Here is a 19,627-nt window from a genome sequence, read left to right on the forward strand (position 1 = left end):
CCCGGGCGCCCCCTCCCCGTCCTTGCCGCCTGCCGTTTTCGTCCATCCCGGCCAAAAAGGGTGGACGATATCCGCCATCATTGTTGCGTCACGACAATGCAAATCCGCCCCATCCCTTGAAAATCAAGCACTTGGCCTTCTGGCACACCCCTTGCTAAAGATCATGCTATCGGCGCTAGAGCAACAGGCGCCGCAGCAGGCGGGCGGAGCACCTCAAGCGGTGAGCCGCCCGCCCTCCAGGATCCAGCAAGGAGCGCCGCCGTGCCGACGACTATGGAAGTATCCACCACCCACGACAGTCTGGCCAATCATGGCTTGCTGCCCGGCCTGGCTGCCTTGCAAGATGGCAACACCGGCTGTGCCGACATCTGCATCGCCGTGCTCGACGGTCCCGTCGATACCAGCCATCCCTGCTTTGCCGGCGCCAGGCTGCAACTGCTCGACACGCTCGCCACGGGTGCCAGCGGCAGCGGCCGGGCATCGCAACATGGCACCCATGTCGCCAGCATCATCTTTGGCCAGCCCGGCAGCCCCGTCACGGGCCTGGCCCCCCATTGTCGGGGCTTGATCCTGCCCATCTTTGCCGACCGCGCCGACGGCGCACTGACACAATGCACGCAGCTCGACCTGGCCCGCGCCATCACCCAGGCCGTCGAGCACGGCGCGCACATCATCAATGTCAGCGGCGGTGAACTGTCCGACAGCGGCAGCGCCGATGGCCTGCTGCAAAAAGCCATACAGCTGTGCCATGAACGCAACGTCCTGCTGATCGCCGCGGCGGGCAATGACGGCTGCGATTGCCTGCATATTCCCGCCTCCATTGAGTACACCCTGGTGGTCGGCGCCCTGGACCGGCAAGGCGCGCCCATGCCCAACAGCAACTGGGGCGAAGCCTATCGCGCGCGCGGCATCATGGCGCCCGGCACCGACATCCTCGGCGCCGCTCCCGCAGGGCGCGTGCGGCTCAGCAGCGGCACCAGCTTTGCCACCCCGATCGTCTCGGCCATCGCAGCCTTGCTGCTATGCCGGCAACACCAACATGGGGATCGTCCTGACCCTCGTGGAGTTTGCAGCGCATTGCTGCAGAGCGCAACGCGTTGCAACACCAATGGCGAGCAGGACTGTCGCCGCCTCCTGACTGGGACATTGAATGTGCCGGGCGCCACTCAACTATTATTAAAAGGGAAAATTGAAATGTCAGACGATACTGTGATTGAAGCGAGCCCAGCCAATGCCGACACTTCCGCGCAGGTGCATCCGCTCAGCATTCCCATGCTGGAAACCCCCTCCCTGGCCAACCTCGCGAGCCCTTCCGGCGCGACGCGACAAGGCATCGCCGCTTCCGGCATCGATGCCTCCGATTGCGGCTGCGGCGGCGGCAGCGCCAAGGGCCCGACGCTGGTGTATGCGCTGGGCAACCTGGGCATCGACTTCGGCAGTGAAGCGCGCCGCGATTCCTTCGTCCAGGCCATGCCATCGGACAGGAACAATCCTGGCGATCCGCAGCAATTGATCGAATTCCTGCGCGCCAAGCCATATTTCCGCCAATCATTGACCTGGACCGTCAACCTGGACGCCACGCCGATTTACGCGGTCGTTCCCGTCGGCCCGTATGCCGACCTGACCTATGAACTGCTGTTCGAGGCCTATGTCGGCACCATCGATGGCCTGGTCGTCATGAATTCGTTTCCCGGCATAATCTCGGGCGCCGCCAGGCTGATGTCCGGCCAGGTCGTGCCCGTGATCCAGCCAGCCATCCGGGGCATGTTCAGCTGGAATGTGCCGCAGCTGATCGACAGCCTGATGGCGGTGCAGGACAGCCTGGAAATCAACAGCAGCAACACGGGCGCGCGCCTGGAAAACTTCCTGAACCGCATTTATTACGACTTCCGCAACCTGGGCGTCACGGGCATGGACCGCGCGCTCAACTTCTCGGCCACGAATGCCATGCAAGCGGCGGAAATGCTGGCCAAGACCACCAGCATGCAGCTCGATACCATCGTGGTGCAACAGAGCCCTGTCTGCCGCCCGGGCTCCGAATGCTACGACATCATCATGACCTTCTTCAACCCGGAAAACCTGCAGATAGCCAACACGGTCGCCCGTTTCGCCGTCGACGTCAGCGACGTGATACCGGTCAGCGTCGGCGCAGTGCGCTACTGGTCGCAACGCTAACGTCAACAGCATTTGAATTGTCGGGGCACGTGGGCGCAGCGATGCGTGCACGCGCTTCAGCATACGGTCGTTGGCGGGAAACGATCAGCACCGTACTTCGGTACGCACACCCATTGCCGTTGCCCGCGGCGGCGCCACCACAAGGAGTTTTAAAATGAACAATCTGCCATTGCAAGCCAAAGCCGTACAACGCAGCCCCAGCATCTCCGCCATCAGCCAGGGTGTCGCCCCTTCCGGCATTACCTGCACCCTGTGCAAAGCGGCTTGCGGCGCCTTGAGCGGCACCGCACAGCAACTCTGCCTGATGGCTTGCAACGCCACCGTTTGCTGATCAAGCCAGCAGGATCGAGCCATCCCGGCTAAACCCGGCATGCCTGCGGGCGATGAGTTTCTCGTCGCCCGTTCAGCCAGCTGGCGTCACCCACGATTGAGGAAGAACAGCAATGCGACTCCCACTATAAAGCCCGCCTGTTTCGCGCAGCGCGCGTGGCTCTATCAACGTACAAGCAACGCACAAGCCAACGTACAAGCCAGCGGCATGCAGCCGTCCGCCTGCGGACCGACCAACACGGGCCAAGGCCAGTGCTTCGATACACACGGGCCGATAGGCGGACCGACAGCCCATCATTGCAGCGCCTGCTGCGCCCGGCGCGGCGCAATTCATTGGCAAGGCGTGAATGGCACCTTTGCCATCTGCCACTGAGCACCGATTCCGCTCGCCAGATTCCCGCCCCCTGGCCGCTGCCGGAAGCGGGAACTGCATTGACCGCAGTCCGGTCACGCCATGCGTTAGAACAAATCCAGCTGCCCCACATTCCCCCCTTTTGCCTTGTTTCCCAGCGGCACCACCAGCGGCCGGCGGAACTGCGTGCAATCGAGCTGCTTGAAGCGGCCGCCCTTGCCGTGCAGCCCCAGCCGGTGCACGGCTTTTTCAAAACGCTGGCGGATGAGGTCGGCCCACACGCCTTCGCCCCGCATGCGCGTGCCGAACGCGCTGTCGTAATCCTTGCCGCCACGCATTTCGCGTACCCGGTTCATCACGCGCTGGGCCCGTTCCGGGAAGTGCGCTTCCAGCCATTGCTGGAACAAGGGGCTCACTTCCCACGGCAGGCGCAGCACCACGTAATGGGCGTGGATGGCGCCCGCATCGCGCACGGCTTCGAGCAGCTGTTCGATTTCCGGCTCCGTCACGAACGGGATGATGGGCGCGATGCTCACGCCCACGGGAATGCCTGCCTCCGTCAGGGTGCGGATGGTGCGCAGGCGCCGCGCCGGGGCGGCCGCGCGCGGTTCCAGGGTGCGCGCGATGGCCGGGTCAAGCGTGGTGACAGTCACGGCCACGGCCGCCAGGCGCTTGGCCGCCATGGGCGCCAGAATGTCGATGTCGCGTTCGATCAACGACGATTTCGTGATCAGCGCCACGGGATGGTCGCACTCGTGCAGCACTTCCAGCACGCGCCGCGTCAGCTGCCGTTCGCGTTCGCATGGCTGATACGCATCCGTGTTGACGCCCAGGGCGATCGGTTCGGGCACATACGAGGGCCTGGCCAGCTCGCGCCGCAACAGCTCGGGAGCATTCACCTTGGCGTAGATGCGGCTTTCGAAGTCCAGGCCCGGCGACAGACCCAGATAGCTGTGCGTGGGGCGGGCAAAGCAATAAATGCAGCCATGTTCGCAGCCGCGATATGGATTCAGCGAGACGTTGAACGGCAAATCGGGCGAAGCGTTGCGCGTGAGAATGGTGCGTGCCTGCTCGTCGCTGACCTGCGTCTTCCAGGCCGGCGCCGGCGCCTCACCATCTGCCGCATCCAGGCCGCCCACGCTCCAGCCATCATCGAAACCGGCGCGCGCGTGCACTTCGTAGCGCCCCTGCAGGTTCGAGACGGCACCGCGCCCCTTGTGCGCTTTCAGCGATTGCGGCGGCAACATGGCTTGCCCGGCGAAGCTGTCATCGTGCTCTGGAATGATTGCTTTCATGAACGGCCCCATCAACTGTATATACGTACAGTATACTATGCCGCTGTGCGGCCAATATCAAGGGCTGCCATGGTGCTATTTCAAGCTTTTTCCCCCTGCGGCATGACATAACTCAACTGCTGCGCGACAAAACCGTCAAATGCCGTGATCAGGGGAACGAAGCGGGCCTCGTCCTGCTCCAACTGCATCAAGGCATAGCACGTCGCTTCCAGGGTCGATAACTGGTCTGGCGCGTGCGCCTTGCGGATCAGGTAATGGGAAGCGGGCGTATCGCGCAGTGGCAGGCGCGGCAACTGTTGCAACAGGGGATTCAGGTACAGCATCTTGCGGCTCTTGCGCCAGGTGGCGTCCAGCACCACCAGCCGCAATAAGGTGGGATCGAGCAAGATGGCGGGGTCGAGCGCTGGCGGCGGCGCGATGCCCAGCGAACGGTCGCCGGGCGTATCCGGGTATAGCAGCACGTTGTGCTTGCCGGCCAGCAGTCCGGCGAGTGTATCGGGGGCAAACTGCTCGCCCGTCAGCATGCGGCTGTTGGGCAGGCTCAGGTGCAGCAAGCGGGCGCTGCCCTTGGCATTGTGGACTTCCAGCGGATGCTGCAAGATCAGCACGTCCACCGCGTGGGCAACGGGGGCGATCCAGCGGCAGATGCAGCTGGATGCGGCGCGCAGGCAGGCTGGGCAGCGCGCGCGTTTGGCGGATTCCGCCTGGGAGGTCGATGCAGCGGTAGAGCTAAGGGTAAGGCTGGAGGTACGGCGGGTGGTCATGGCGGAGCGCGTTCACGGCTGTCTTCAAGCCGCGATTGTAGCGCCCGCGCCATGCTAGGAGGAAACTGCGCTTAAAACTCTTCCCATTCGTCGGCGCCCGATGCCACCGGTGCCTTCGGCGCGCGTGCGCGCGCAGCGTCCGCTTGCGCCGCCTTGCCCGGCGTAGGCGCAGTCACGGCAGGCGCTGGCGCGCGTCGCTTGGCAGGCTGAATGGCGGGACGCATGGCAGCTCGCATCGCAGCTGGTGCAGGCGCCGTCACGGACGGGCCAGCACTGGCCGATACATATTGTTGCGTTGCATCGAGCTTGAACACGCCCACGACCTCGGCCAGCTTGGCGGCCTGTTCCTGCATGGATTCGGCCGCCGCGGCAGCCTCTTCCACCAGGGCCGCATTTTGCTGCGTCACCTGGTCCATCTGGCCAATGGCCTGGTTGACTTGCTCGATGCCGGCGCGCTGTTCATCGCTGGCGTCCGTGATCTGGTTCATGATCTGCGTCACGTGGCTGATGCTTTGCACGATTTCATCCATGGTGCGGCCAGCCTTGTCCACCAGTTGCGAACCGGCCTCGACCTTTTGCACGGAATCGTCGATCAAGCCCTTGATTTCTTTGGCCGCCGCGCTGGAGCGCTGCGCCAGGTTGCGCACTTCGGAGGCGACGACGGCAAAACCACGGCCCTGCTCGCCGGCCCTGGCCGCTTCCACGGCCGCGTTCAGAGCCAGGATATTCGTCTGGAAGGCGATGGCGTCGATGACGCTGATGATGTCGACGATCTTGCGCGAGGAATCGTTGATCGAACCCATGGTGCTGACCACTTCCGACACCACCACGCCACCCTTGCTGGCGATCTGCGAAGCGTCGATGGCCAGCTGGTTGGCGCTGCGCGCATTGTCGGCATTGAGTTTCACGGTGGAGGTCAGCTCTTCCATGGACGACGCCGTCTCTTCCAGCGAACTGGCCTGCTCTTCCGTGCGTGACGACAAGTCCAGGTTGCCGGCGGCGATTTCGCTCGACGCCGTGCTGATCGATTCGGTGCCGGCGCGCACCTGGCCCACGATACTGACCAGTTTATCGTTCATGTTTTTCAGCGCATGCATCAATTGCCCCGTCTCATCGCGGCTTTCCACGACGATATGGCTGGTCAGGTCGCCAGCGGAAACGGCTTCCGCCACCTCGACGGCGCGCGTGATGGGACGCGTGATCGAGCGCGTGATCCAGTACGCGCAGGCGATACCCAGCAAGATGGCCACCCCGCCCAGCGAGATCAGCAGCAAACGGCCGCTTTCGTAGCGCGAACGGATTTGCGCGGCCGTTTCATCGAGCAGTCTGGCTTCCAGCAGTTCCAGCTTCTTCAGCGACGCCAGGTAGATGTCGCGCTTGACGGCCATGTCGCCTTCATACAGGCGCTTGCCCAGTTCCAGGTCGCCCGCATTCTTGGCCTTGAACACATTCTTGCGCACTTCCGTGTAGGCCTTGCGCGTGCTCAATACTTCCTGGTACAGCGATTGCTCTTCGGCATTCAGCTCGCTCTTGCCGATATCGTTCTGGATTTCCGTGGCGCGTGCCGACGAAACCGCCATTTCCTTTTCAAACTGCTTCTGGTGTTCGGGATCGCCCACTTTCCAGGCGGCCGCCGTGCGCGCCGCGTTCACCTCGATGACCTTGGTCCATTCAGCGATCAGTCGTTCATTGCGCACCTTGACGTTGACGAGCGCATCGGTTTCCTTGCTGGCGCTTTGCATCTGCACGATGCCCACCACGGTCAGGCTGGTCAACAGGAGCAGGACGGCGGCAAAACCGCCACCGAGACGTACGCCGATTTTGAGGTTTTTCATTGCGTGATTCCTATCTGAAGAAAACGATGCACAGACGCCACGAAACCGACCTGCTGCTACGTATCAATATAGCAGGCATCTGCCGTGCGGCAATCACGAACGGTGGCGCGACGGACACGTCGCCACCGGAATGGCAGTGCGCCGCAGCGCACTACTTTGGAGCAGATTGTGAGTGAATCAGAATGGTATTGCAAGAAATAACATGCAGAAAAGCAACAATCGGAAGGTGAAATGCCGCCACGAACGGGCGGCAGGCAAGCAGTGTCAGTTTTGCTTCACGTAAATCAATTTTGATGTATCGAAACCCAGGCTGCCGGCTTTCCCGATCAGGCGCTGCTGCAAGGCAGGATCCATGGTTGGCGTGCGCGACAACAGCCAGAAGTAGGACTTGTCGGGACCGCTGATCATGGAATAGCTGTAATCTTGCTGGTCCAAATCAAAAACGATGTAGGAACCATAGAAGGAGCCGAAAAACGACACTTTCAGGTAGCCCACGTCTTTCTTGTCAACGAAATACGCCTTGCCTTCCGCATCCTTCCAGACGGCGTCCGCATCCTTGTAGCCGCGGTTGAGCACTTTCAGGCCGCCATCCTGGCGCAGGCTGTAATCGGCCGTCACCTGGCTCAGGCCGCGTTCGAACGAATGGTCGAGGCGCGCGATCTCATACCATTTCCCCAGATAGCGGGTCGTGTCGAAGTTGCTAACAGGCACAATATTCTCGGGACGGCCCACGCAGCCGGCCAGCACAAGCACACTCAGCAATAACAGTTTTTTCATGTTTTTCTCCGTCCGGTTGAATCAGGGTTGCAGCGCGTGGTCAACGATGCGGCGGATCGCGCCACTGTTCCGCATGCGCACGATGGCGGCATTGAATTGTTCGATAAAGTCATCGCGATAAGGATAGGCGGCAAGCTGGCGCGCCGTAAAACCCAGGTGGCCCTGCTGGCTGGCCAGCTGCGCCGTTTCCTGTATCGCCTGCATCGGTGTGCCAGGCGCCCCCTCGCGCCGGATGCGCTGCAATTCCCACTGCGCCGACAGGCGGTCGCTGACATAGCAATCGATGCGCCCGCGCATCAGCTTGAGCAGATTCGTGCGCGTGCCCTTGGCAGGGTCGAGCACGATTTTTTCCGCGCGCAAGGATGCCATCAAGCCCGTGTCGCCTGGCAGGAAACCCGCGTTCACGCCGATGTGCAGGCCGCCGTAATCGGCGGGCCACTGCCGCAGCGCGCGTTTGGCCAGCACGTCCTGGTTGCACAGCACCACCAGCTGCTCCATCAGCAGCGGCACGGAATAGCGCACGTACGGCCGCTCGCTGCGCCAGGAATACGGCGGATACAGGGCGAAGGCATCGCCCGTCTGCAGCATCAGCAAACCCCGCTTCCAGGGCACGGGACGCAGCTGCACCGCATACTGCGGCATCGATTGCATCGCTTCGCGCACGATCTCCGTGTAAATGCCTTTCATCTGGCCGTTTTCAACATAGGAGTACGGCGGATAATCGTCGTCGCCATAAATCACCAGCGGCGTTACCCCCTCGGCCTGCACGCTGGCAGCGATGAACAGGCATAGCGCGGCAGGCAAGATGAGCATTCTGAACATGCCCGAAGAGTAGCATGGAAGGGGCCCGGGCCATCATCCGCTTGCACTGTTCGTGCCCAGCATTTCGTCGAGCTGCGCCAGGGTGCTGGCGTCCTTCACGACGGCGCGCAGCCACAGATGCAGCGGCAGCTCGCCCCAGCTGGCCGCCTTGTCCGCCAGGTAGGCGACGGGGCTGTGCGGCTCCGTGCGGCGGAAGAAATCGGCCACCTGGCGCAGCTGGGCCAGCGCCTGCTGGCGCTGCACGATGGCGCCCCGCTGCCGCCGGCGCCCTGGCCAGCGGCGGGCAGCGCGCCGGCCAAATCCGCACCGGGCGACAGCGGCGCGATGAAGTGGATGGCGTTTTCCAGCACTTCGCGCGCGGCGCGAAAACTCGGGCCGTCGGCGCCAAAACGCGCATCGACGCTGCGCTCGAACGCCAGCAGCGACTGCATGCAGTACTGCGCATCGGCCAGCAGGCCGTCGGAATAGGCGCGCGTATTCCTTTGCCGCGCCGCCTCCATCTGCGCCAGGGTCGTGCCCTCTTCGTGACGCGCATCGCCCCAGCCCTGATCCGCCGCGCCCTGCGCCAGGCTGGCGGTCGCGCGCTGGCGCGCCGCATCGAAATCCTGCAGCGAATACAGGCCGTCGGTGCCTTCGGTCAGCGGGATCTCGCGCAGCAGCTGCGGCGTGCGCGACAGCAGCCAGAAGACATTGCCGATGCGCTGTTCCTGGTCGCCCTCTTCCGCCGGCGGGTACAGGCCATCCCAGTAACGTTCGCACAGGCCAGCCAGCAGCGCGTAGCCATCGCCCAGGCCACGGAAGTGGCGCGTTTTCGCGTACGCCTCGGCCAGCCACACGGCCACGCGCAAATCCTTGCTGCGCGTGGCGATCAGCTGTTCGCAGCGCGTCGCCACGAACGGCCAGTCGGCTTCCTTCAGCGCCGTCACCCATTCGCCCTGGTCCAGGCTGGGATCATCGTGCTGGCGCGCGCGCGCGATGGCGTCGAGCTCCTGACTGAAAGTGAGGTCTTCGCCGCAGGGACTGACGGCGCTGACGGGGTGCAGCAACTGCTCCAGATTGAACATGGCGCTCTCCGGAAGGTGGATTATCGGATCGTGTACTTGAACTGCCCCTGCTTGCTGGCGCTGACGCGTATCGACGCCACCGGCTCGCCTGCGGCCATGCGCGCCAGCACCGCTTCGGCGATCGCCGGCAGCAGGCTGCCGTTGAGGATCTGGTCGACATTGCGCGCGCCCGAATCGACCTCGGTGCAGCGCGCCAGCACGGCGTCGACCAGGCCCGCGTCATGGCTGAACTGCGCCTGGTGGTTACGCGCGATGCGCGCGCCTATCCGCGCCAGCTTCAGCGCGATGATCTCGGCCAGCACCGCGTCGTTGAGCGGATAGAAAGGCAGCACCTTCAGGCGCCCCAGCAGGGCCGGCTTGAAGTGCGCCACCAGTTGCGGGCGCACCAGTTCTTCCAGCGCGGCCGGCGTGGGCAAGTCCTGCGCCGCCCGGTTCAGGCAGGCGGCCATCATCGCGCCGGACCCCAGGTTCGAGGTGGCGATGATGATGGTGTTGCGAAAATCGACTTCGCGCCCTTCCGCATCATCGAGCACGCCCTTGTCGAAGACCTGGAAGAACAGCTCCAGCACGTCGGGGTGGGCTTTTTCCGCTTCATCGAGCAGCACCACGCTGTAGGGCTGGCGCCGCACGGCTTCCGTCAGCACGCCGCCTTCGCCGTAGCCGACATAGCCGGGCGGCGAGCCTTTCAGGCCGGCCACGCTGTGCGCCTCCTGGTACTCGCTCATGTTGATGGTAATGAGCTTGCGCTCGCCGCCATACAGCAGGTCGGCCAGCGCCAGCGCCGTTTCCGTCTTGCCCGTGCCGGACGGCCCCGTGAACAGGAACACGGCTTGCGGCTTGTTCGGGTCGTCCAGGCTGGCGCGCGCCGTGCGCACGCGCTGCGCCACCGCCTCGATGACGTGCTCCTGTCCCAGCACCCGTTCGCGCAGCGCCCCATCGAGGGTCAGCACCGTGCGGATTTCATCCTTGAGCATTTTCCCCAGCGGGATGCCGGTCCAGCCGGCGACGATGCCAGCCACCACCTGCGCATCGACTTCCAGTGGCGACAGCGGCGCTTCTCCCTGCAGCGCCGCCAGTTCTTCCTTCAGCGCCAGCAGGCGCGCCGCGCCGATCTCGCCCGGCCGCTCGCCGCGCAGCTGCGCGCGCAAGTCACCGATCTGCGCCACCAGCGCCTTTTCGCGCTCCCAGCGCTGCGCCAGCGCCGCGACCGCCGCCTGCTCTTCCTCATGCTCGCGCCGCAGCTGCGCCAGACGCGCGGCGCCGGCTTTGTCGGGCACGTCGCCATCGGCCGCCTCGCGGGCCAGCGCGGCGATTTCCGCGCCGATGCGTTCCTGGCGCCGGTGCGCGTTTTCCAGCTGCGCCGGCGTGGCGCGCTGGCCCAGCGCCACCTTGGCGCACGCCGTATCGAGCACGCTGATGGCCTTGTCGGGCAGCTGGCGCCCGCTGATGTAGCGGTGCGACAGGCGCACGGCATCAACGATGGCGGCGTCGCGCACGCGGATGCCGAAATGGCGCTCCATCAGCGGCGCCATGGCGCGCAGCATGGCGCAGGCGATGTCTTCGCTCGGCTCTTCCACCTTCACCACCTGGAAGCGCCGCGCCAGCGCCGCATCCTTTTCAAAATATTTTTTGTACTCGCTCCAGGTGGTGGCGGCGATCGTGCGCAAGGCGCCGCGGGCCAGCGCCGGTTTCAACAGATTGGCCGCGTCGTTCTGCCCCGCCTGGCCGCCGGCGCCGATCATCGTGTGCGCCTCGTCGATGAAAAGGATGATCGGGTGCGGGCTTTTCGTCACCTCGTCGATGACGTTTTTCAGACGGCTTTCGAATTCGCCTTTCACGCTGGCGCCGGCCTGCAGCAGGCCCATGTCGAGCGCGTGGATGTGCGCGCCCTGCAGCACCTCGGGCACGTCGCCGGCCGCGATGCGCAAGGCCAGGCCTTCAACCACGGCCGTCTTGCCCACGCCCGCCTCGCCCGTGAGTATCGGATTGTTCTGGCGCCGCCGCAGCAGAATATCGACGGCCTGGCGTATCTCCGCCTCGCGGCCGATCACGGGATCGAGCTTGCCGTCGCGCGCCAGCTGCGTCAGGTCGGTGGTGAACTGGTCCAGCGCCGGGGTTTTGCTGGCCAGGACAGTCACCGGGTCGTCCGCTGTGGCGGAAAGCTCCGGCACTGCCGCGCTTTCCTCCGCGGAGCCGGCCGTGAGCTTGTCCGGATGGTGCTTCAATTGCTCCACGCTGAAGCGCGCGAACAGCTTCGAGCCGCGGTACGCCAGCTGCGCCAGTTCCGGCTCCGTCAGCAGCGCCAATAACAGGTGGCGGCTGCGGATGGGTCCCGGCTGCGCCGTGTCCAGCGAGGCGATCAGCCAGGCATGCTCGAACAGCAGCGGCAAATGGGGAGAGAAGACGGGCGTGCGCGCGCTGCCCGTGCGGAAGCCGCCGATCTCGCGCCGCAGGTCCGCCTCCAGCGCCGTCAGGCTGATTTCGCTGCGCTTCGCGATGGTGACGAAATCGCTGCGTTCCTGCTCCAGCAGCGCCAAGAACAGGTGTTCGATATCGACTTCATACTGGCCCAATCCCACGCAGATGGCGGCGGCCCGGGTGGCGGCCGTGCGCGCCGTGTCATTCAGTTTGGCGATCAGGGTCTTCAAATTATTGCTCATGCGGCGGCTCCCTTGCGGTTGATCGAATAGCGCAGCGACGACGGCTGCAGCACGGCGTCGAAATTGACCGTCTCCCCGCCGGATCTCACGGCCAGGGTGCCGCTGATGACAAAGCCCACGCGATTGATGGCGCCCGCTTCGCGTTCCAGGCGGGCGCGCACATTGCGCAGCCGCGGTTCGTGGCGTTCAATGGCGGCCTTCAGCGCGGCGCAGATGCGGGCGCGGTCATCGCTGCTGGATAAGCACATGCCGGCGAAATCGATCAGGCCATAGTTGACGATGGACGCCGCGCATTCCGGATAAGCGTCGAGCGCGCCGGGCGGCAGGGCCACGCGCGTGTTGAGCAGCTCTTCCAGGTCGCGCGCCACCGCATCCTTCAATTGTTCCAGCGACAGGCGCACGGCCACGCCGCCCGCCGCACCGCCGTCGCCCATCAGGCGGTCGAACAGGCCAGGTACATAACTGTCCATGCGCTCTCCTGAAAAGTCGGCGCGGCGCGCGCAGGAGGATGTCCGCCGCGCGCCGCGCAAGGATGGATCAGGCCACGCGGTTCGCGGCCAGGTCCCAGCCGCCCGAGGTATTGCCGCCGGCGCCGCCCGTCACTTTTTGCTGCGTGTATTTCCACTTCACTTTCGAGAACTTGAAGCCGACGTGTTCACCGAGGATGTCGCCCTCTTCCACGTTCGGCGTGACGGCGCCGATCAGGACATTTTCGATTTCGATTTCAAAGTACTTGACGCGCTCGCCCTGGCCGTCGGCGCGCATGAATTCGAAGCGCGCCTTGGGGATGGTCTTGCCGGCCGAGCAGGTCTGCAGCAGCACCGGCGAGGCCAGGTCGGCCAGCTTGGAGATGACGATGTCCTTGTGCTCGCAGCGTTCCGCCGTGTGGCCGCCGCCCGTCGAAGCGGTGGCGGACTTCGGCTGCTCGACGCTCCAGCTGACCGATTTGCACTCGATCCAGTCCTTGTGCTTGTCATCGGTGGACTCGCCCTTGATGCCGTCTATCTGCAGATATACATCGATTGCCATGGTGTGCTCCTGTGGTTGAAAGATGGATGAATCAGGAATTGGTCGACTTCGGCAACTCCGCGACCAGTCGGAGCGAAACGGATAATTCATCGAGCTGGAAGTGCGGCCGCAGGAACGACACGGCGCGGTACACGCCGGGCCGGCCCGGCACTTCATGCACCTGCACGGACGCCTCGCGCAGCGGGAACTGCGCCTTCTGCTCCTGGCTGGCGTTATCGTCGAGCAGCACGTACTGCATCAACCAGCGGTTCAAAAAATCTTCCACGTTGGAGGCGGCGGCAAAGCTGCCGATCTTGTCGCGCATCATGGCCTTCATGTAATGGGCGATGCGCGAAACGGCGAAGATGTACTGCAGCTGCGACGACAGTACCGCGTTCGCGTTGGCCGCGTCGCTGTTGTACTTGCGGCTTTTCTGCGCCGACTGGGCGCCGAAAAACGCCGCATACGCCGTGTTCTTGCAGTGCACCAGCGAGATGAAGCCCAGGTCCGACAATTCCTTTTCGCGGCGGTCGGTGATCGCCACTTCGGCCGGGCATTTCAGGGCCACGTCGCCCTCGTCCGTCTTGAAGGTGTGGGTCGGCAGGTCGTCCACCAGACCGCCGCCCTCCACGCCACGGATGGCGGCGCACCAGCCGTAGTCGGCAAAGGCGCGCGTCAGCTTGCAGCCGAACGCATACGCGGCGTTACACCACAGGTATTTGTGATGGTCGCTGCCGTCGACGTCCTCGACAAAATTGAAACCTTCGACCGTGGTGCCGTCGACGGGATTGAAGGGCAACCGGCCCAGGAAACGGGGCAAGGTCAGGCCGACGTAGCGCGCATCCTCGGATTCGCGGAAGGCTTTCCATTTCGCGTACTCGATGGTGTCGAACACCTTGGCCAGGTCGCGCGGCTTGCCCAGGTCGCCGTAGCTTTCCAGGCCAAACAGTTCCGGCGCGGCCGAAGCGATGAACGGCGCGTGCGCGGCGGCGGCGATGTGCGACATCTGCTCGACGAAATACATGTCTTCCGGCTGGCGCGAGATGGCGAAGTCGCCCAGCAGCGCGGCGAATGGCGCGCCGCCGAAGGTGCCGAATTCCTCTTCATACACTTTCTTGAACATGCTGCTCTGGTCGAACTCCAGCGCGGCCTGGAAATCCTTCACCAGTTCGCGCTTGGTGGCGTTGAACATGCGGATCTGCAGGCGCGTGCCCGTATCGGAGTTGCCGACCAGGTAGCGCAACCCCGTCCAGCTTTGTTCGAGCTGCTGGAATGGCGCCGCGTGCATGATTTCGCTGAGCTGGGCCGAGATCAGGCGGTCGATTTCCGCCACGCGCCCGTCCAGCGTCGCCGACAGGCTGGTCGACATCAGTACCGTGCCGTCGAGCACCTGCGCCACCAGTTCCGAGATCAGATCGCGTGCGCGCGCATGTTCGGCGCCGGACTTGGCGACGCGGCTTTGCTCGACGATCTGATCGAGCAAGTCGGTGGTAGCCGGCGCGTCGGGCGTGGATACCGCAAGGGCTTCTGGGGCTTCTGCCTGGGCGCTCATCTCAATCCTCCTGCGCTGGGAACTGCGGTTTCAGGGTGGCCAGGCTGTCCGTGTTGTTCAGCACTTCCGTCAGCAAGTCTTCCAGCTTGTCGTTGCCGGCCAGCTTGTTGCGCAGGTCGGCCAGCTTGGTGCGCGCTTCGAGCAGCTTGCGCAAGGGGTCGACCTGGCGCACCACCGATTCCGGGCGGAAGTCGTCCATCGAGCGGAAGTGCAGGTCGACGGCGAACGTGCCGCCCGCCTCGCTGAGGCGGTTCGGCACGGCGAAGCGGGCCACCGGCTCCACGCCGGCCAGCACTTCGTCGAAGTTGTCGCGGTCGATGGCGACGAACTTGCGGTCTTTCAGGCGCTTTTTTTCGCTGTCCGGATTGCCGCCGAAGTCGCCCAGCACGCCGACCACGAAGGGCAGCTCCTTGTTTTCAATCGCGTCGCCAATCTCGACGTCGTAGGTCATTTGCACGCGCGGCGCGCGTATCTTTTGCAGGCGTTTTTGCACGCTGTCGGACTTGGGCATGGCGCTTCCTTTGCAAGGGGATGGTGGGGGTGCTCGCTTATTTCAGGCCGCTGAACGGGTCGGCCGCACTGGCTGGCGCTGCCGCGCCCTTCGCCGCCGGCGTGCCGGAGCTGGCGCTGGCGGCGCGCTTGCCGGCCGCCGGCGGGCGCCTGGCCGGCGGCACCAGCACCTCTTCGCCGATGCTCGCGCGCAGCAGCTTGGCCAGGTCCTGCGCTTCCGAGCGCAGCGAGCCATTCAGATTGTTTTGCCGCGACAGGTCGGCCAGCGCCTTGCCGGACAGGCGCAAGCCGCTGACGGCGACGATGCTGTTGGCGACCTTGTCGTCCGGGTCGCGCTCCAGCGCTTCAAGCGCATGGCCGATGGCCTCGCCGTACTGGGCGCGGTCGAACTTCATCTGCGCCATTTGCAGCCACGGCGCCTTGTCGGCCGGGTAGCTGGCACCGCCGCCCTTAAGCAGGGTCATGGCGCGTTCGTACTGGCCGGCGCGCGCGGCCGCATCGGCCTCGCTCATCACTTGCGCCAGGGTCGGCGCGGCAGGTTTTTTGGGCGCCGGCTGGTCTGGCGTGGCGCAGGCGGCCAGCAGCAAGGCGCTGGCGAGGCAGGCAATACGGGGCAACATGGTGGCTGGCTTCATCGGGCATTCCTTCACGTGGAGGACGCTACCGCTGGGAAAGATGGGCGGCGCCTTGGTGGAGGCCATTATTGATCGCCAATTTTTTTGCCAGATTGAGATTAATCAGCAAAGAAGAAGTTCCACATCACAGCCGCGCGCAGCGACATGAAGCCTGATCTGGCGCAGTAATTATCTTGATCGCGGGCGGATCTTGCGCCAACGCAAGCAGGTCGCCCCTGCATGCGTTTAAATGACTGCAAGACTTTTATTTCCACCCTTCACCTTGCAAAGATCAGCCATGCCAATGAACGCCCCGCTCCCCAGTCTGGTCCGCACCGCCGCGCTACTGCTGCTGTTGCCGACGCTGCTGCTGACCGGCTGCGCGGGCGGCGCCATCGGCACCCTCGCCAACGCGGCGCTGCAAATGGCCGGCGTGGCCAAACCGCCGCCCGAACTGCCGGACGCGCAAAAGCCGCCACGCAACGTCAGCATCCGCCTGCACGCGGCGCAGCGCCTCAACACCGATGCCGACGGCCGGCCGCTGGCGCTGGTGGCACGCATCTACAAACTGCGCCAGAACGCCGCCTTCGAGCAGGCGCCCTACGACAGCTTCCTCGACGCGCAGCGCGAAAAGGCCACACTGGGCGCCGACCTGATGGAAGTGAAGGAAGTGCTGCTGGTGCCGGGCCAGCGCTACGAAGTGCAGGAAAAAGTCAGCAAGGAAGCGTATTTCATCGGCGTCGTGGCCCTGTTCCGCGCGCCAGCGTCGCAGCGCTGGCGCGCCACCTTTGGCGCCGCCGACGCGGAACGCGGCGGCATCACCGTCGGCCTGCACGCCTGCGCGCTGAGCGTCAGCGGCATGCCCGCGCTGTCGGCCCCGCGCTGCCAGTAGCGTACACACACACGCCACACATACAAGGAGAATCGAGATGGGCATGGCAGCGAAAGTCTTGTGGGGAGAGGGCCTGTTCCTGCGGCCGCAGCATTTCCAGCGCCAGGACCAATATCACGAAGCGCGCCTGCATCACACGGCCAGCGCGCTGCATCCCTACCTGTGGGGCGTGGCGCACATGGAATGGGATCTGGCGGCGCTGCAGACGGGCACCTTGCGCCTGCTGGCCCTGTCGGCGATCTTCCGCGACGGCGAAGTGTTCGAGGCGCTGGGCGACGGCGCGCCAGGCAGCGATACCCTGCCCCCGCCGGTGGATCTGGAAGCGCTGCCGCCGGCGGTGCAGGAAGTGACGTACTACGCGGCGCTGCCCATCCTCAACCGCGAAGGCATGAATTACACGGCGCAGGCGTCAACGGCAGGCACGCCGGCGGCCACGCGCTTTGCGCATGCCATGCGCGCCACGCCCGACCTGTTTACGGAGTCCGCCGTGGCCGACGTGGCGTACCTGAAAAAGACGGTGCGCCTGATTCCCGACAGCGATGCGCGCGGCTCCTACGACTGCCTGCCGCTGATCGCCCTGCGGCGCACGGTGTCGGGCGGCTTCGAGCCCGTGCCCTCGTTCATGGCGCCCAGCCTGGCGATCGCCGGCGCGCCGCGCCTGCAAGGCGTGCTGGAACACCTGCTCGACGCGCTGCAGGCGAAGGTGAGCGCGCTGCACGGCCACCACCGCGAGCCAAGCCGCAACGTGATCGAATTCCGCTCGGGCGACGTGTCCTCGTTCTGGCTGCTGCACACGGTCAGCACGGCCGCCGCCGCGCTGATGCATTATGTGCGCCATCCGGCCCTGCATCCGGAGCGCCTGTACGAAGCGCTGCTGGGCCTGGCGGGCGGCCTGCTCAGCTACTCCAAGCATTACACCCTGGCCAGCCTGCCCGCCTACGACCACGCGCAGCCAGGCGCCTGCTTCGACGCCATCGATGCCATCATCCGCGAACTGCTCGACACCGTCATCTCGTCGAAATACTTTTCCATCGCCCTGCTCGAAGACAAGCCGTCGTACTACCTGGGCAAGCTCGATTCGGGCAAGATCGACCAGCACACCACCTTGTACCTGGCCATTCGCGCCGCCATGCCCGCCATCGAACTGGTCGACGTGGTGCCGCTGCGCGTGAAAGTGGGCGCGCCCGACGACGTGGAAAAATGCGTGCTCACGGCCATGCCCGGCCTGAAGCTGTCGCATGCGCCGCAAGTGCCGGCCGCCATTCCCGTGCGCCCCGACACCTATTATTTTGCGATTGAAAACCGCGGCGTGCTGTATGAACAGATGCTCAAGGCGCAGTCGATTTCCGTCTACGTGCCGGCCGGCATACGCGACCTGCAGCTGGAACTGATCGCGGTGACGGCATGAGCCAGCTCATCGAACGGCGCGCGGCGCCCTCCCTGCTGGGGCAACGCGGTTCCGCTCCCGCAGGCAGCGGCCGGCATGCCGGCAGCGCCCTGCTGGACCTGATGCACGAAGGCTTTTATATGCTGTTCATGCTGAAGCACGGTTCGGCGCCGGGCGACGAGCAAAGCTTCATGGACCGCATCACAACCTTCCTCGACGACTTCGAACGCGAAGCGAAAAAGATCCGCGCCGATGGCGACGATATCGAGGCGGCCAAGTATGCGTTCTGCGCGGCCGTCGATGAAATCATCCTGGCCTCGCCTTTCACGCTGCGCAAGCAGTGGGAGCGGCGCCCGCTGCAGTTGCTGATCTTTGGCGACCAGCTGGCCGGTGAACACTTTTTCGACCGCCTCGACGCCTTGCGCGGCAAGGGCGCCATGCGCGTGCAGGCGCTGCAGGTCTTCCACATGTGTTTATTGCTGGGATTTCAGGGCAAATATGCGATCGACGGCGGCGAAAAACTCAGCTACCTGACGGCGCGCCTGGGCGACGAGATCGCCCACATCAAGGGCAAGAGCCGCGGCTTCGCGCCACGCGCGGAACGCCCCGACCAGGTGGTCAACAAACGCGGCAGCGACGTGCCGCTGTGGGCCTTGTCGAGCTTTTTCGCCTTGCTGGCCATCTGCGCCTACCTGGGCCTGAAAACGCATCTGACGCGCGGCACGCAAACGACCCTGGCGGCCTACGCTGATCTGGTCAAACTCGCGCCACGGCCAGCGCACCTGACCATCACACTACCCTGATCACTGTGCGATCCTGAACTCGATGCGCCGGTTTCTCGCCCGGCCATCGGCCGTGGCGTTGCTGGCTACGGGACGGTCCGGTCCCTGGCCCGACACCAGCACCGAATCGGCCGCGACGCCCTTGCTGGCCAGGTAGGCGCGCACGGCTTCGGCGCGCGCCTGGCTCAGGGCCACATTGCTGGCGCGCAGGCCGGTGTCGTCCGTGTGGCCGATCACCTCCACCTTGCGGCCCCGCAGCCGGAGCATGGCGGCCGCCATCTCGTCGAGAATGGCCAGGCCGGCCGGCGTGATGGAAACCTTGCCGCTGTCGAATTCGATGATGCGTTTATCGAGCGCCGCATCGAGCAAGCCCTGCTCGGCCTCGGCCGCCCTGACCCGCAAGCCGTTGTTGAAGATGTAGGTGGGATTGAGGCTGGTGGCGATGTCGCTGGCGATCTGCTGGCGCTGCGCCTCGTTCGCCACTTCGCCGCGCACGCTGACGTTGTTGCCGTCGACGGTGATCTGCCCCCGTGAAATGAGCTTCAGGTTCGGCGCGATCAGCTTGTGCACGTAGCCGTTCCAGTTGGCCGGCACGGCCACGTTGCCGATGGCGATCTGGTCGACCACGCGCTCGGCGCCATACAGTTCGCGCAGGCGGGCCAGCACGGCCGCCTTGCCCGCTTCATCGGCCAGGGTGCCCGTGACGAGGATCTGTCCCGGCATCGGCGTCTGGGGCGCTTGCGCCTGGGCGTGGCAGGCAGTGGCCACAGCGAATAGCAACAGGAAAATGGGTGACTTCATCGCAATC

General features: G+C 64.7%; 17 protein-coding genes and 1 pseudogene. 5 read left to right on the top strand and 13 right to left on the bottom strand.

Translation table 11 applies throughout. From position 1 onward, the window contains the following. The first annotated feature begins 261 nt into the window (after positions 1-261). Entirely contained in the window at positions 262-2,175 is a 1,914-nt protein-coding gene (locus FG13_RS10295; protein ID WP_200880266.1) for a S8 family serine peptidase, read from the top strand. 154 nt (positions 2,176-2,329) lie between these two features. Then, a complete protein-coding gene (locus FG13_RS30430) occupies positions 2,330-2,506 on the top strand; it encodes a hypothetical protein (protein WP_158301208.1) in 177 nt (58 codons plus the stop codon). 458 nt (positions 2,507-2,964) lie between these two features. On the opposite strand, the gene FG13_RS10300 is transcribed toward FG13_RS30430, so the two are convergent. The 12 genes and pseudogenes from FG13_RS10300 to FG13_RS10355 form a co-directional block, all read right to left on the bottom strand. Further along, complete coding sequence (locus FG13_RS10300) at positions 2,965-4,152, bottom strand: PA0069 family radical SAM protein (RefSeq protein ID WP_442905202.1); 1,188 nt, start codon at positions 4,150-4,152, stop codon at positions 2,965-2,967. A gap of 80 nt (positions 4,153-4,232) precedes the next feature. After that, a complete protein-coding gene (locus tag FG13_RS10305) occupies positions 4,233-4,916 on the bottom strand; it encodes a tRNA-uridine aminocarboxypropyltransferase (RefSeq protein ID WP_035820596.1) in 684 nt (227 codons plus the stop codon). 71 nt (positions 4,917-4,987) lie between these two features. Then, positions 4,988-6,751 (bottom strand): methyl-accepting chemotaxis protein, encoded by a 1,764-nt coding sequence (locus tag FG13_RS10310; protein ID WP_035820608.1) that lies wholly within the window; start codon positions 6,749-6,751, stop codon positions 4,988-4,990. 264 nt (positions 6,752-7,015) lie between these two features. Next, positions 7,016-7,528 (bottom strand): lipocalin family protein, encoded by a 513-nt coding sequence (locus tag FG13_RS10315; protein WP_035820611.1) that lies wholly within the window; start codon positions 7,526-7,528, stop codon positions 7,016-7,018. 21 nt (positions 7,529-7,549) lie between these two features. Then, entirely contained in the window at positions 7,550-8,341 is a 792-nt protein-coding gene (locus FG13_RS10320; RefSeq protein ID WP_235211710.1) for a substrate-binding periplasmic protein, read from the bottom strand. 42 nt (positions 8,342-8,383) lie between these two features. After that, positions 8,384-9,414, bottom strand: a pseudogene (tssA, locus tag FG13_RS10325) (type VI secretion system protein TssA). A gap of 20 nt (positions 9,415-9,434) precedes the next feature. Continuing rightward, on the bottom strand, positions 9,435-12,074 hold the full coding sequence (gene tssH / locus FG13_RS10330) for a type VI secretion system ATPase TssH (RefSeq protein WP_035820617.1): 2,640 nt from the start codon (positions 12,072-12,074) through the stop codon (positions 9,435-9,437). Beyond that, a complete protein-coding gene (gene tssE / locus FG13_RS10335; protein ID WP_035820620.1) occupies positions 12,071-12,544 on the bottom strand; it encodes a type VI secretion system baseplate subunit TssE in 474 nt (157 codons plus the stop codon). The genes tssH and tssE overlap by 4 nt, the downstream gene beginning before the upstream one ends. Positions 12,545-12,611: 67 nt before the next feature. Further along, complete coding sequence (locus FG13_RS10340) at positions 12,612-13,103, bottom strand: Hcp family type VI secretion system effector (RefSeq protein WP_034750126.1); 492 nt, start codon at positions 13,101-13,103, stop codon at positions 12,612-12,614. Between the two features lie 31 nt (positions 13,104-13,134). Continuing rightward, a complete protein-coding gene (tssC, locus tag FG13_RS10345) occupies positions 13,135-14,634 on the bottom strand; it encodes a type VI secretion system contractile sheath large subunit (RefSeq protein WP_035820623.1) in 1,500 nt (499 codons plus the stop codon). Position 14,635: 1 nt separating this feature from the next. Beyond that, a complete protein-coding gene (gene tssB, locus FG13_RS10350) occupies positions 14,636-15,145 on the bottom strand; it encodes a type VI secretion system contractile sheath small subunit (RefSeq protein WP_035820626.1) in 510 nt (169 codons plus the stop codon). Between the two features lie 37 nt (positions 15,146-15,182). Continuing rightward, positions 15,183-15,779, bottom strand: a complete 597-nt coding sequence (locus FG13_RS10355; RefSeq protein WP_051959593.1) for a hypothetical protein — start codon at positions 15,777-15,779, stop codon at positions 15,183-15,185. A gap of 277 nt (positions 15,780-16,056) precedes the next feature. On the opposite strand from FG13_RS10355, the gene tssJ reads away from it, so the two are divergent. The 3 genes from tssJ to icmH are packed head-to-tail and all read left to right on the top strand — an operon-like array spanning position 16,057 to position 18,840. Further along, positions 16,057-16,650, top strand: coding sequence for a type VI secretion system lipoprotein TssJ (gene tssJ, locus FG13_RS10360; protein WP_035820629.1), 594 nt, complete (start codon positions 16,057-16,059; stop codon positions 16,648-16,650). Positions 16,651-16,687: 37 nt separating this feature from the next. Further along, positions 16,688-18,058 (top strand): type VI secretion system baseplate subunit TssK, encoded by a 1,371-nt coding sequence (tssK, locus tag FG13_RS10365; RefSeq protein WP_035820631.1) that lies wholly within the window; start codon positions 16,688-16,690, stop codon positions 18,056-18,058. After that, a complete protein-coding gene (gene icmH, locus FG13_RS10370) occupies positions 18,055-18,840 on the top strand; it encodes a type IVB secretion system protein IcmH/DotU (protein ID WP_035820633.1) in 786 nt (261 codons plus the stop codon). The genes tssK and icmH overlap by 4 nt, the downstream gene beginning before the upstream one ends. Here icmH and FG13_RS10375 read toward each other — a convergent pair whose 3' ends face one another. Continuing rightward, entirely contained in the window at positions 18,841-19,620 is a 780-nt protein-coding gene (locus FG13_RS10375; protein ID WP_035820635.1) for an OmpA family protein, read from the bottom strand. Positions 19,621-19,627 lie beyond the last annotated feature (7 nt).

The organism is Janthinobacterium sp. RA13 (assembly GCF_000745325.1).
Lineage (GTDB): Bacteria > Pseudomonadota > Gammaproteobacteria > Burkholderiales > Burkholderiaceae_D > Janthinobacterium > Janthinobacterium rivuli.